General features: G+C 27.7%; 10 protein-coding genes and 1 other RNA gene. 8 read left to right on the top strand and 3 right to left on the bottom strand.

Annotated elements, in window-relative coordinates; translation table 11 throughout:
• Window positions 1-4 precede the first annotated feature (4 nt).
• The 4 genes from FDK22_RS13030 to FDK22_RS13015 all read left to right on the top strand — a co-directional run bounded on the left by FDK22_RS13030 (window position 5) and on the right by FDK22_RS13015 (window position 3,833).
• Complete coding sequence (locus FDK22_RS13030) at window positions 5-700, top strand: GNAT family protein (RefSeq protein ID WP_228711718.1); 696 nt, start codon at window positions 5-7, stop codon at window positions 698-700.
• A gap of 133 nt (window positions 701-833) precedes the next feature.
• Complete coding sequence (locus tag FDK22_RS13025) at window positions 834-1,244, top strand: helix-turn-helix domain-containing protein (protein ID WP_138153419.1); 411 nt, start codon at window positions 834-836, stop codon at window positions 1,242-1,244.
• A gap of 551 nt (window positions 1,245-1,795) precedes the next feature.
• The gene (locus FDK22_RS13020; protein WP_138153418.1) at window positions 1,796-2,584 is read left to right on the top strand and encodes a substrate-binding periplasmic protein; all 789 of its coding nucleotides are present in this window, start codon (window positions 1,796-1,798) and stop codon (window positions 2,582-2,584) included.
• Entirely contained in the window at window positions 2,556-3,833 is a 1,278-nt protein-coding gene (locus FDK22_RS13015; protein ID WP_138153417.1) for a GGDEF domain-containing protein, read from the top strand. Before FDK22_RS13020 ends, FDK22_RS13015 begins: the two co-directional genes overlap by 29 nt.
• Window positions 3,834-3,924: 91 nt before the next feature.
• Here the strand turns inward: FDK22_RS13015 and rnpB are convergent.
• Together rnpB and lolA are read right to left on the bottom strand one after the other, a co-directional pair.
• An RNA gene (rnpB, locus tag FDK22_RS13010) (RNase P RNA component class A) lies at window positions 3,925-4,260 on the bottom strand.
• A 32-nt stretch (window positions 4,261-4,292) separates the two neighbouring features.
• Entirely contained in the window at window positions 4,293-4,820 is a 528-nt protein-coding gene (gene lolA, locus FDK22_RS13005; RefSeq protein WP_138153416.1) for a LolA-like outer membrane lipoprotein chaperone, read from the bottom strand.
• 96 nt (window positions 4,821-4,916) lie between these two features.
• On the opposite strand from lolA, the gene secA reads away from it, so the two are divergent.
• Window positions 4,917-7,535: a preprotein translocase subunit SecA gene (secA, locus tag FDK22_RS13000; protein ID WP_138153415.1), complete on the top strand. Its 2,619-nt coding sequence runs from the start codon at window positions 4,917-4,919 to the stop codon at window positions 7,533-7,535.
• A gap of 1 nt (window position 7,536) precedes the next feature.
• On the top strand, window positions 7,537-8,742 hold the full coding sequence (locus FDK22_RS12995) for an ABC transporter permease (protein ID WP_138153414.1): 1,206 nt from the start codon (window positions 7,537-7,539) through the stop codon (window positions 8,740-8,742).
• Between the two features lie 5 nt (window positions 8,743-8,747).
• Here the strand turns inward: FDK22_RS12995 and FDK22_RS12990 are convergent, their stop codons facing one another.
• Complete coding sequence (locus FDK22_RS12990) at window positions 8,748-11,696, bottom strand: YhdP family protein (protein WP_138153413.1); 2,949 nt, start codon at window positions 11,694-11,696, stop codon at window positions 8,748-8,750.
• On the opposite strand from FDK22_RS12990, the gene mltG reads away from it, so the two are divergent.
• Both mltG and FDK22_RS12980 read left to right on the top strand, forming a co-directional pair.
• On the top strand, window positions 11,617-12,738 hold the full coding sequence (gene mltG / locus FDK22_RS12985; RefSeq protein WP_138153412.1) for an endolytic transglycosylase MltG: 1,122 nt from the start codon (window positions 11,617-11,619) through the stop codon (window positions 12,736-12,738). The two genes, FDK22_RS12990 and mltG, sit on opposite strands and share 80 nt — an antisense overlap.
• 120 nt (window positions 12,739-12,858) lie before the next feature.
• Window positions 12,859-15,051, top strand: a complete 2,193-nt coding sequence (locus FDK22_RS12980) for an NADP-dependent isocitrate dehydrogenase (RefSeq protein ID WP_138153411.1) — start codon at window positions 12,859-12,861, stop codon at window positions 15,049-15,051.
• The last annotated feature ends 146 nt before the right edge of the window (window positions 15,052-15,197 follow it).

The raw sequence follows: 15,197 nt of genomic DNA, 5'->3' as shown, positions 1-15,197 counted from the left end.
TTTAATGATTTATTATATTACACTTGATGATTTAACTAATAAAGAAACCTTATTTAATTATATTTATCCAAATATGCAAGAAAACTATTATTGGAGTGATGATTATTCTGCTGAGTTTTATATAACTGCTGCACAATGTGGTTTTATCACAACTTCAATGTATAAAGAAGAAAAGCTAATATTACTTCCAGAAATACAATTTGAATATGCCTTAATGAAATTTGATGAGATAAAAATTTCCAAAAAAATAAGAAAACTTATAAATGAAAACAAATATGAATTAAAAATAAATCAAAGAACAAAAGAGGTTTATAAAAAAATCATCAATTATCATAAGGATTCTTGGTTAAATGATGAATATATAAATATACTAAACTCAATTAATGATAAATATAATCAAGTTTCAAACTTTAAGTTTTATAGTGTCGAATTAATAGAAAAAGAAACAAACTTGCTTATTTCTGGAGAAATTGGTTACCAAATAGGTACTATATATACTTCACTAACAGGCTTTACAAATAGAGATAAAAAATATAACAATTGTGGAAAACTTCAACTTGTATTATTAAACTATTATTTAAAAGATAATGGTTTGAAACTCTGGAATTTAGGACATCCTCAACTCCAATACAAATTAGATTTAGGTGCAAAAATATATAATCGCGCTGATTTTTTAAAGCTTTGGTATGAAAATATTTAAATAATCTTTGAGTCATTTTTTTGTTATTTATTAAAATTTGATAAGAATTGTCTCATAATTGACTCAATTTAAGGTTTATCATAACATAGTGTGTTATAATTCAAATAAATTAAAAAAAAGCGAGAAAAAAATCATGAGCAGTAATATTTCAATAGATTTAACTAAAGACATGGAAAGGTTTTTAAAAAGTAAATCAAAAGAGTTTAATTTAAGTATTGAAGATACTTTAAAAGAGATTTTAAGTCAACAAATTGATAGTAGACTTGATTTAGGAAAAGGTTTTTACTATGATAAGGTAGTAAAAAAAGTTTTTGATAAAAAGAATAATGATGTAGGGTTAACAAAAACTCAAATGTCAATTTTCCATACACTATTAAAAAACAGAAACACTATTGTTGATGTTGAAACAATTAAAAAGAATGCATGGAAAGATAAAAATACATCAATCTTTACACTTAGAAACATGATTAAGCAAATTAGAGATAAAACTTTCTATGGACTTATCAAAAGCCACTCAAGTAGAGGTTATTCAGCAGGTTTCTAAAAAGACCTTTAAATAAGCATCTAAAGATGCTTATTTAATCCTATATAATATTTGACCTACCCAATTTGCTAACTTTACACTTAGAGTAGTTAAAAAAGAAATATTTAATTGTTTTAAATACAAGGAAAATTTTTGCCAAAATTTTAGATATAAGTTTCATTCTTACATCATATAATTATAAACTTTTAAATTAGAGATTTATTAATTAATTTTACTTAATAAGTCAGTGAAGGGAATTTTGTTTTTTTGTTGAGCTTTTTCCAATATATATAAATAAGCAGTAAATGTTAAAACTATTAATACTAAGTATTCCAAAGGCATTCCTATTTTTATTTATGGAAATATAACTTTTCATTTCTTAAATTTAGTTTAATATTCAAAATACGATATCAAAAAAATGAGACTCAAAAAATATCATTTGAAATTAGATTAAATTCAAAGGATAATGGTTCTAAATAAGATATATTATAATTTACTTTTAAAGCATAGATAAAAGAAATAAAAGAGATAATGTTAAAAAATTATTTAAATAATTTACAGAGGTTAAATAAATGAAAAGTTTAAAAAAGAAATTAACTATTGGAGTATTTAGCTTAAGCATACTATTCCCACTATATCTATTTTCAGACACACTAAGAATAGCTACAGATGAATGGTGCCCTTATGATTGTTTAGCAGGACAAAATGATGGAAAAGTTGGTTATTTAGGTGATTTATTAGTTGAGACTATGAAATCAAGAGGTCATAAAGTAGAGTTTGTAGAAGTTAGTTATACTCGTGGTTTAGAATTAGTACGAGAAGGAAAACTAGATGGCACTATGGCTTGTTTTAGAGAAGAGGCACCTGATTTTATTTTTCCAGATTTTGCTCTTGGGAAAAGTAACAGTACTTTTTTTAGTCTTAAAAACTCTACTTGGGAATACACAGGAACAAAATCTCTAAAAGAAGCCAAAATGATTGGAATAATTGATGGCTATGACTATGTTGACCCAACTGTAATGGAATATATAAATAAAAATCCAAAAAATGTTTTAGCAATAAAAGGTGAAAAACCATTAGAAAGATTATTAGAAATGTTGATTAATGGTCGTATAACAACAATCATTGAAGACAAAAGTGTTTTAGAATATAAAATCAATCAAATGGGGAAAGCTGATTTGATAAAAGTAGCTGGTGTGACAGATGTAGTAATTGACGTATTTGCTAGTTTCTCACCTAAAAAAGAAAACTCAAAAGAGTATGCCAAAATTTTATCTGAAGAAACTATAAAAATGAGAGAAGATGGAAGATTAAAAGTTTTATTAGATAAATATGGAATTAAAGATTGGCAATCTAAGTAAAATTATGTTTAGCTCTTTATTAAAACGTTTCCGTCAAAATATTGCATTACATTTACTGACTACTATTTTTAGTTTTTATTTTTTAGTTGCAGTTCTTGTAACTGTAGTTCAACTTTATAAAGAGTATGAAGACACTAAAGCTAAATTCTACAAGGAAATCCAAACCTTACCAGCTACTTTTAATAGAGGTATTGTTGACTCAGTTTGGACATATAATAAAGAGTTATTACAATCTATTTTATTAGGTATGCATAATTTACCTATTGTAGTGGGTATTAAAGTTGAATCAATTGATCATAAAATGGATTTCAAAATAGGAGCAGTTTTAAATGAAAAAAATGAGATAAGCTATTATGATTCTTCAGGAAAAATAACAGAGCAAAAAGAGTTTGGGTTAGGTACGAATACACTGTTTAAACATGAATTTCCTATGGAATATACAGGAGTGGCTTTTGAACAAAAAGTGCCCTTAGGTCAAGTTACACTATACTCAAATAATCAACTAGTATTTGATAGAGTTAAATACGGTTTTATTCTTATTTTAATCAATTCGATTATCAAAACAATTGCACTATGGTTTATTATATATTACTTTATAAGAAAATATTTAGGACAACCTTTAGAGGAGTTTACTACTAAAATACGTAAACAAGATATACATTCTCCGCAAACTATTGATTTAAATATTCCTTGGACAGATACAAATGAATTATTTGTATTAAAAGATAGTTATAATCAGATGATAACACGTTTAAATAAGCACAAAGTCCTTAGTATTACAGATAAGTTAACAGGAGTTTTTAATAGACTAAAACTTGATGAAGCACTAAATGACGAATTTAATCGTAGTAGTCGTTTCAAAAGTAACTTTGGAGTAATTATTATAGATATTGATTACTTCAAAAAAATCAATGATACTTTTGGTCATTTAGTTGGGGATCAAGTACTTATTGAATTTGCTAAAATACTTGAGACAAATATTCGTAAAATTGATGTCTTAGGACGTTGGGGAGGAGAAGAGTTTATGATAATATGTCCAGAAACTAATTTTCAAGGTACTATAAAAGTAGCCCAGTCTCTTCGTGAAATAATTAGTGAATATGAGTTTCTAACTGTTAATAAAATTAATGCAAGCTTTGGTGTATCAGCATATAATAAAGATGATGAGAATATAGATAAAATCATTGCACGTGCAGATAGTGCTTTATATAAAGCAAAAGTAAATGGTAGAAATAGAGTTGAAGGGTAAATATAATTAGGTTTTAAAACAAAACAAGTATTGATGTTGGGAACAGAAGACAATTCTACTCTCACAAAAGCCCAATAATAGGTACTTACAGAATTTAGGTACATCTATAAGCTGAGTTATGTAGTTGATAATAATTTATCTAGTTGTTAAATCACTTTAACAATCATGCGAGAAACAATATATGTGAAGCTTATTACCACGCTTCTCTTGCTGCTGGTTGGGTTTACATAGCTCTTTAAATTGCTTTAAAGACTGGTGGGCTCTTACCCCACCGTTTCACCCTTACCCAAATGGGCGGTATACTTTCTGTTGCACTGTCCCTTAGGTTACCCTAGCCATCCGTTAGATGGAACCATGCTTCACTGCAGCCCAGACTTTCCTCTTGAAAAATTTCTATTATTTTTCAAGCTATTACCCAATGTACCTAAATTAAGGATGAAATCCTATCTAAAAAACTCTTTATTTTTCTATAATATCGTAATAATCAGGGGCTAAAAACTGAAAAGTCTTCTCATCTATGTCAATATTTTGTTTAATATTTAAAAACTTAATTTCAATAGAGTTTGCCAATTCATCTTTATAAGACAATGAAGAGATATTATCTTCTTGTATTTTGATAAGATATTTTACATCATACAAAAAGGATTCATAAAGATTTGTTTCAATCTGTTTTGCATCTTTTAAAAGTTTAATAATATCAATATTTTTTTCTAGTTTTGTATAAATTGCTTGTTCTAATTCTGGTTCATCAACGATTACCAAATCATTTATCAAATATACATTTTTTTTAACTGGCTCAAAATATTTCCATAAAACTTTTCCATTGTTTTTAATAAAAACTTGACCTTTATATTCAATTTTTTTACCAGATTCATTTGTAACTATTTGTAAAAAATCTGCCTCAAAACTTTTAATATTTCCTTTATCAAATGCAGCAAATGAAAAAGATAATAACATCACGGTAACTAAAAAGACTCTATAAACCATTCTTTAACCTTATTTTCTATATAATCTTGCGATTATAACTAATACCAAATTAAAGTAGATAGATTGTGAAGAGTTTGGTAAAAAGGAACATTTTTTATGATTAATATTTTTTCGAGTATATTTGGAACATCAAATGATAGAGAAGTAAAAAAATACAAAAAAAGAGCAAATGCAATTACAGCACTTGAAAGCAAATATGAATCGATGAGTGATGAAGAGCTTCAAAATGCATTTAACGAATTAAAAGAGTTAATTAAAAGTGAACAAAAAAGTTTAGATGATGTATTAAACGATTCATTTGCTATTACAAGAGAAGCTTCTAAAAGAGTTTTAGGAATGAGACACTATGACGTGCAGTTAATTGGTGGTATGGTTTTACATGAGGGTAGAATTGCAGAGATGAAAACAGGTGAAGGTAAAACTTTAGTTGCTACTCTTCCTGTTACATTAAATGCCATGACTGGAAAAGGTGTGCATGTTGTTACAGTAAATGATTACTTAGCTTCAAGGGATGCTGTAGAATTAGAACCTCTTTATAACTTTTTAGGGTATTCTGTTGGTGCTATTGTTGGAAGCATTAGAGATGATGGTCAAAGAAAAGAGCAATATAGTGCAGATATTACTTATGGTACAAACAATGAGTTTGGATTTGATTACCTAAGAGATAATATGAACTATGACTTAGAAGAAAAAGTTCAAAGAGAACATAGCTTTGTAATCGTAGATGAAGTTGACTCAATTTTAATCGATGAAGCAAGAACTCCATTAATTATTAGTGGACCAACAAACCACAAAAGTGCAGATTATGCAAAATCAAACGAGATTGCACTTAAACTTGAAAAAGGTGAATTAATTGAACCTAAATCAGCTGATGAAAAACCATATTCTACTGGAGATTTTACAGTTGATGAAAAAAACAAAGCTATTTTAATCACAGAAAAAGGTATTGAAAAAGCTGAACAACTTTATGGAGTTGACAATTTATATTCTCTTGAAAATGCTATTTTATCTCACCACTTAGACCAAGCACTTAAAGCAAACTATGTATTTGTAAAAGATGTTGATTATGTTGTAAAAGATAATGAAGTTATCATTGTTGATGAATTTACAGGAAGACTTAGTGAAGGAAGAAGATTCTCTGAGGGATTACACCAAGCACTTGAAGCAAAAGAAGGTGTTGTAATTCAAGATGAATCACAAACATTAGCTGATATCACTTTCCAAAATTACTTTAGGATGTATGACAAACTAGCTGGTATGACAGGTACAGCACAAACAGAAGCAACAGAGTTTGCTGAAATTTATAATCTTGATGTTGTATCAATACCAACAAATGTTCCTGTTCAAAGAATTGATAAAAATGATTTAATCTACAAAAGTGAAAGAGAAAAATTTGAAGCTGTAAGTAAAAAGATTAAAGAATACCATGAAAAAGGACAACCTGTTCTTGTTGGTACAGCATCAATTGAAAAATCAGAACATCTACATAATCTTTTAACAAAACAAAAGATTCCCCATACAGTATTAAATGCTAAGCAACATGAAAAAGAGGGAAAAATCATTGAAGATGCAGGTCAAAAAGGTGCTGTTACAATTGCTACAAATATGGCCGGTAGAGGTGTTGATATTAAGTTACCAAAAGAGTGTCTAGACCTTGGAGGTTTAGCAATTATAGGAACTGAAAGACATGAATCAAGAAGAATTGATAACCAGTTAAGAGGTAGAGCAGGACGACAAGGTGACGTTGGTGAATCTCAATTTTATCTATCATTAGAAGATAACCTATTAAGAATTTTTGGAAGTGATAAAATCAAAGGTATCATGGAAAGAATTGGTATTGAAGAGGGTGAACATATTGAATCTAAGATGGTAACAAGAGCTGTAGAAAATGCTCAGAAAAAAGTTGAAACAATGCACTTTGAAGCAAGAAAACATATCTTAGAGTATGATGATGTTGCAAATAAACAAAGAAAAGTTATATATGCATTTAGAAACGATCTTTTAAACCCAGATTACGATATCACTTCTAAGCTTGATGAAAATAGACTGGAATATGTTCAAAATTTATTAGCAAATGCTGAGATTATAGAGGGTATGCCATCAGAAGACTTTAATTATGACTTTGTAATCACTAAACTAAAAGAGGAATTAAACCTAGTAGTTGAACTAGAGCATGTTGAGTCAAAAGATTATTTAGAATTAGAGCAAAAACTTGTAAATATTATCACAGAAGTTTATAATCAAAAAATGAGTATTGCTGCACCTGAACAAAGACATGAGATTGAAAGAATTTTATACTTACAAATCCTTGATAAAGCATGGAGAGAGCATTTATATTCAATGGATACATTAAAAACAGGTATTGGTCTTAGAGGATATAACCAAAAAGATCCACTTGTTGAATATAAAAAAGAATCATACAATATGTTTGTTGAGTTAATTGGAAGTATCAAACATGAAGTAATTAAAGTATTATTTACGGTTCAATTACAAAGTAATGAAGATGCACAAAAAGAGCAAGAAGCATTAGAAAAAATGAAAGAGCAAATGGAAGAATCTATTGAGGATATTGTAACAAATATTGATCAAGAAGCAGTAATTTCAAGTGAAAAGAAAATTGCTAGAAATGAACCTTGTCCTTGTGGTTCTGGTAAAAAATATAAACAATGTTGCGGTAAAAGTGGACCTAAAAGAGGTTTAGTAGCAGGAAACTAATTTGAATAAAAAATTAGTAAACTTTATTGTCAAAAAATATTTAAAGTTTGACAAAAAAAATCCATTTATTTCAATAAGTGCCATTTTGGCATTTATTGGAGTTGCCATTGGTGTAATGGTCTTAATGATTTCTATGGCTATTATGAATGGTACTGCAAAAGAGTTTGAAAGTAAACTTTTTACAATGAATTATCCTTTATCTATCTATCCTAAATTTTCTAATAGTGTTAATGAAGAGTTATTAAAAGATTTAGAAAAAGAGTATCCAAAGCTAAAGTTTTCTCCATATTTAAGTTCTCAAGTTATTATTCAAAATGGTGATAATATGAATGGAGGTATGATTTTTGGCGTTGATTCAAAAAAAGAATCACAAATTAACTCTATTTATGAAAAAGCAGTAAAAGGCTTAAATCTATCAAAATATGACATAATTGTTGGTGACGGAATAAGAGAAAACCTATTTTTATCTCCTGGTGAAAAAGTAACTTTATATTTTACTTCGCTGAATCCAACTGGTCTTTCTATGATGCCAAAATTAAAAAGATTTACATATGAGAACTCATTTAAATCTGGTCTTCACGCCTATGATAAAGCTTATATGTATACTACTATTGAAGCCTTACAAACCTTAACAAAAAAAGGTAAAGGTAATTTTGATGGTATTCATGTTTATAGTGATAATGCAATGAAAGATATTGTTCCTCTAAAAGAGTTTTTAAGAGACTATGGAGCGGGAGTTATTGGTTGGTGGCAACAAAATGGTAACTTTTTTGCAGCAATGCAGATGGAGAAAAAGGCTTTATTTATTGTCTTAATGTTAATTATTCTTGTGGCATCACTAAATATTATATCTTCACTTCTTATGACAGTTATGAGTAGAAGAAAAGAGATTGCCCTACTTTTATCTATGGGTGCTTCATATAAAGAGATTAAACAAATATTTTTAAAACTTGGTACAATAATTGGATTTTCAGGGATTGTTGTTGGAGTTTTACTAGGATTTAGTGGAATGTGGATACTTGATACCTTTGAAATAATCTCCCTACCAGCAGATGTTTATGGAACCTCAAAACTACCACTAGATCTTTCAAGTATGGATTTTATCTCAATTATTATTGGCGCTTCAATAATTGTTCTTTTATCTTCATATTATCCAGCAAAAAAAGCTACAAATATTGATGTAATTGATGTATTAAGAAACGAGTAGATTAACTACTCTTTCTTTTTATCTCCACTAAGTCCTTCACCAATTGTTTCAATCAATTTAACAGGAGAAGTAATAACCCTTTTTAAAAAATTAACTGGTGCAGAAACTCCATCTTTCACTAAATTGGTTTTATATTTTGGGTCATCTAGGGTTCCAAATATTTCAACTTCAGTATCTACTCTTTTTTCATCCCCTAAAAGTACATAATTAATAACAGGTATAGCACCAACAATTTTAGAATAATCTTTTAAAAATACTAAATGAAGTTTTGAATCAATTTTTGAACTATCAAAATCTATTGTTGCATTTCCATCGAAATCGATACCATTACCTTTTGTAGTAATCTTTTGCATATTTAAAAACTTAGAGTTAAAATCATAAGAGAAATCTACTCTTCCTTCAATAACTCTATAACCATTTAAATTAAACCCTTCATTTGTAGCCATCCCAACAACCGAAGGTATTACTAAAAATGGATTTATGATTCCAGGTGAAGTATTAATTAATATTAATAGATTATTTAAGATTGCTAAATCAAGGATTTTATTCTTTTCTAAAAATGCCGTTCCATATATTTTCCCATCTTTACCAGATGCACTAATATTTACAGTTCCACCTTGTACTAAGTTTTTTCCTAAAATTGAATTTAAAAACTCATCATTCATATTTTTTGCATCAACACTTAAAACACCTTCAAAATCCTTATGGTAAACAAATGTTGTATCTTTATATTTTAAGTCAATATCAGTCTTATAATTTTCAAATATAAAATTATAATTATCCGCTTTTGCTATATATTTTTCATTTATTATAATATTTGAATTTTTTCCATTTATATAATATGAAGTTTTAGAAGAATCATCTGATTCTTGATTAGTATTGTAAATAACATCAAAATCTTCTAAATCCATAGTGATTTTTTCTTTGTCAATTTCATATTTTAATTTTAATTTTTTATCTTTTGTAATCAAATCAACAATTCTATTTTTATAATCACCATTTAACTCTAAACTTCTAACTTTTTTACCATTTTTTGATATTGGTAAATCTAAATAAAGAGCTTCACCTTCAAATTTTACATTTTTATTTTTAATATAAATATTTGCCCATGAGGTTTTATATTTATGTTTATCATCTAAAATTAAAAAAGAGTTTTTAAGTTGTAAATCTATATTTGGTAAAGCTTTATCTTTTGAATCTTTTTTAGTGTTATTTGATAAATCTAAATCTACATTATTTAATTTTATTAGTGGATTTTTTTCTTTTTCTAAAACTATTTGTATATCATTATTGTTTGTTTTAATAAGAATTAAATCATTATTAATAGTACCATTAGCACTTAATTTATCTATTTTTTCACCATCTTTACTAAATGGATAATCTAAGTTTTTTGCATTTATTGTAAACTCGATGTTGTTTTCATCGAAAACTTTTACTTCTAAGTCACCCTCTTTTATCCCTGTATTATCAAGTAATTTAGAGTAAGGATAAATCTTTTTTAAATCTTTAATATCGATATCTACTGATTTTTCTTTTATATCAATTTTTGTTTCTAAATCTTTTATATCAATTTTTGCTGATTCTTTAAAATCTACATCAAGCTTAGTGCTTATATCTTTTGCATCGATAATAGATTCTTTATCACTTTGAATTTTAAAACTATTTATTTTTGCTTCACCTGTAGCAGTTGAAGTATTTGTATCAATAACTAAAGATAAGTTGCTTTCTAACATCTCTTTATGTTTAATACGTGAATTTTTAATATCTACAATATTATCTTTTAATTCAACATCAGCTTCAAAGGCTTTAAATTCAAAATTATTAAGTCTTAATAATGCATCTTTTAATTTAAACTCACCCAATACCTCCATTTTTCTTGAAGCAAGATATGGAACTTTTAAATAAACCCTTGATTTTAATTCTCCACTTGACTGTTTTAATGGAAGATTTATTTCATAAGCTTTTAAAATACCTAAAATATCATCATTTAGCATCGATTCTGATTTTAAATCAACATGAACGACACCCTTTTGTAAACTTGTTAAATCTGTTATATAAACCTTACTACCATAAAGTTTACTTTCATTATATGTTGGATTTTCTAAATCAAAATATAAAGTATCATTTTTATAATTAATTGTTAAAAATTTAGTATCAACAGTTTTTGCTTTTTCATTAAATCTAATTTTTGCATCTTTTATATAGGCTCTACCTTTTATAGAATCCATAATAGCTTGCTTTTTTTCAATATCAATCTTTCCATATAGATACTCAAGATTAATATCTCCTTCAACATTATCATACATCCAAGCTTCTGCAACACTATCAAGTCTAAATAACTGTTTTAAAAATTTCATTGACTTAAATGAGTTTTTTGAATTTACATAAAAATCAAATATATTATTAGCTACTTGGGCGTTTATCTCTCCAGAAATATCTTCATAATAATATGTACCAAAAAAATTAAATATATTTTTTGATAAATCTAGTTTTGACTTTCCAATTAATGTCAAACCACTTTGTTTATGATAAACTGAATAAAAATTTAAAAATATTTGAGAAGCACTCAAATCTAAATCAGCAGAAAGATTTATATCTTTATTATCTAAATAAAGAAGTTTATTATTTAAAGTAACTGTAAACTCATTATCAGCGATTTTTATTCTTTCTACATCTATTTTTTTAAAAAAACTTAATACTTTTTTTACATTTGATAAAATGTTTAAAATATCTGTTTGTGAAGTTTTATCTTCTTTTGAAGCTAATAGTTTACTGTTGATTTTCAATTCATCAATTTCTAAAATGAGTTTTTTATCATATTTTAAATAGAATTGCGACACTGAAAAATTATTAAAAGAGAATGAATCAATTTTTATGCCTGAAAATAACGAAACGCCAAGACCTAAAAAAAGAACAAGTAAAACTATTATAATTAGTTTAATAAGCTTTAACATTATTGAGATGTTCCTTATAGCATCAATTGCTGTACTTTTTTATCTTAACATACCAATAAGCTCAACTAAAGTATTGTATATTCCTAAAGGTAGTACTAGTTCTATTATATCTTATTTGAACAAAAATGGTTATGAAATGAATCAGATTGATAACATAGTAATAAGACAATTTGGTTACCCTCAAAGTGGTTGGATAGACTTAAAATCTCAATATATGAAAAAAGCAGATTTTTTATATAAATTAACAAAATCAAAAGCTGCTTTAAAAAATATAACTTTAATTCCAGGGGAAACCTATTCTATATTTTTAAAGGAAATAGCTGAAAAGTTCAATCTTTCTGAAGAAAAATTAAAAACTATATATGATAAATTTGCCTATAAAAAAGATGGGAATATCTTAGCGGAGACCTACTCTTTACCATATGGAATGAAAGAGGATCATCTATTATTTTATCTATTTTCTAATACCAATAAACAATATGAAGAATTCTCACGAAAAGTATTTGGTTATTATGATAAGAAAAAATGGTACTACTATATTACAATGGCATCAATTATCCAAAAAGAAGCTGCTACAGTTGATGAAATGCCATTAGTTTCATCGGTAATATATAATAGATTAAAAAAAGGTATGGCTTTACAAATGGATGGAACTTTAAATTATGGAGAATATTCCCATGTAAAAGTAACAGCTCAAAGAATTAAAGAAGATAATAGTTCATATAATACATATAAAAATAAAGGACTTCCTGCAAATCCAATTTGTGCAGTTAGCTTAGATGCAATTAAAGCTGCTCTTTTTCCTGTAAAAAGTAATTATCTATATTTTGTAAAAGATAATAAAACTGGATTACATAAATTTGCTTCAACATATAATGAACATGTTAATAATATTAATGCAAATAGAGGTGTTAAAAAAAGTTACACTAAAGTAAAAGAGATAGAGACAAAAATTGATAAAGAAGCTAAAAAAATCATGGAAACTGATGTTTCTAAGCAAAAACCCTCAACAATAAAAGATTTATGGAGCAATGTTAAGTAGTCATTTGTGAATAATTGAAACAGTCATTTTTTTGTAACTAATCAAATGATAAAATTCAATTAGCATAAAATTAAATGTGGCTATTATAACAATACTCAAAATATCAAACTAGGAAATAACATGTCAAAAATCATTTATACAAAAGTTGATGAAGCTCCAGCTTTAGCTACTTATTCTTTTTTACCAATCATTAAAGCTTTCACAAAAAGCTCTGGTATTGAAATGGTATCAAAAGATATTTCGTTAGCAGGAAGAATTATTGCAAACTTCCCTGAAAATCTAACAGAAGACCAAAAAATTGGTGATGCACTAGCAGAACTTGGTGAGATGACACAATATGCAAGTACAAATATTGTAAAACTTCCAAATATTTCTGCTTCTATTCCACAATTAAAAGCTGCTATTGCAGAATTACAAGAAAAAGGTTATAAAGTACCTAACTATGACGAGTCAGAAGAGATTACTGCTAGATACTCTAAGATTCTAGGAAGTGCTGTTAACCCAGTTCTAAGAGAAGGAAACTCAGATAGAAGAGCTCCAAGTGCAGTTAAAAACTATGCTAAAAACAACCCACATAGAATGGGAGAGTGGACAAAAGATTCTAAAACTGATGTAGCTCACATGACTGAAAATGATTTCTATGGTGCTGAATTATCTACAACTTTAGAAAAAGAAGATAACTTCCAAATTGCTTTTGTTAATAAAGCTGGTGAGAAAAAAGTATTAAAAGAATCTCTACCTTTAGAAGCTGGTGAGATTGTTGATGCAACTTGTATGAGTGCAAAATCTTTACAAGAATTTTACCAAGATGCAATTGATGAAGCTAAAAAAAGAGGTGTTTTATTATCTCTTCACTTAAAAGCTACAATGATGAAAGTTTCAGACCCAATTATGTTTGGATATGCAGTAAAAGTTTACTTCAAAGATTTAATTGCTAAACATAGTGAGTTATTTGATTCATTAGGTGTTAACTTTAATAATGGTTTAGGTGATTTATATTCTAAATTAGACCAAGTTGATGAAGCTAAAAAAGCTGAAATATTAGCTGATATTGATGCAGTATATGCTAAACAACCAAAATTAGCAATGGTAAATTCTGCTAAAGGTATTACAAACTTACACGTACCATCAGATGTTATCGTTGATGCTTCTATGCCTGCTATGATTAGAGGTGGTGGTAAAATGTGGAATGCTGAAGATAAAGAAGAAGATACTTTAGCAATGATTCCAGATAGATGTTATGCAAAATCTTTCCAAGCTGTAATTGATGATTGTAAAGAAAATGGTAAATTAGACCCAACAACTATGGGAACAGTTCCAAATGTTGGTTTAATGGCTAAAAAAGCAGAAGAGTATGGGTCACATGACAAAACTTTCCAAGCTAGTGAAGATGGACAATTTGTTGTTACAAATAGTGCAGGTGAAACTGTATTTAGTTTTGATGCACAAGAAGGTGATATTTTTAGAATGTGTCAAGCGAAAGATGCTCCAATCCAAGATTGGATTAAACTAGCAGTTACTAGAGCTAGATTATCTAATACACCAGCTATTTTCTGGTTAGATGAAAACAGAGCACATGATGCACAAATGATTAAAAAAGTTAATAAATACTTACCTGATCATGATACAACTGGTTTAGATATTTCTATTATGGCTCCTGTTGATGCAACTAAAAAATCTCTTGAGAGAATGAGAAAAGGTGAAGATACTATTTCTGTTACTGGTAATGTTCTTAGAGATTACAATACAGACCTTTTCCCAATCTTAGAGCTTGGAACATCTGCAAAAATGTTATCAATCGTTCCATTAATGCAAGGTGGAGGATTATTTGAAACTGGTGCTGGTGGTTCTGCTCCTAAACACGTACAACAATTTGTTGAAGAGTCTTACTTAAGATGGGATTCATTAGGTGAATTCATGGCATTAGCTGCTTCATTTGAACACTTAGCAAATACTCAAGATAATGCAAAAGCACAAGTTTTAGCTACTACTTTAGATAAAGCAACAGGAACATTTTTATTAAATGATAAATCTCCTGCAAGAAAACTAGGTTCAATTGATAACAGAGGTTCACACTTCTACTTAACAATGTACTGGGCACAAGAGTTAGCAGCACAAAATGATGATGCAGAACTTAAAGCTGAGTTTGAACCAATTGCAAAAGCATTAACTGAAAATGAAGATAAAATTGTTGCAGAGTTAGTTGCAAATCATGGTAAACCTGCTGATATTGGTGGATACTATTTACCAGATGAAGAAAAAGCTTCTAAAGCTATGAGACCATCAGAAACACTAAACTCAATTATTGGATAAAGTAACCAAAAAATTTATCTAAATTTGTTAGAATAAAGGCAAGACTTCGGTCTTGCCTTTTTTTATATAAAATATACAATTAATTTAATTATATTAAATATTAATTTGATATAATTAAATTAATTTGATAAATATAAATCTATTTA

The organism is Arcobacter arenosus, from assembly GCF_005771535.1.
GTDB classification, from domain to species: Bacteria; Campylobacterota; Campylobacteria; order Campylobacterales; family Arcobacteraceae; genus Halarcobacter; species Halarcobacter arenosus.
The sequence above is the reverse complement of the archived record's forward strand: the minus strand, read 5'-3'. Positions and strand labels throughout refer to the sequence as shown.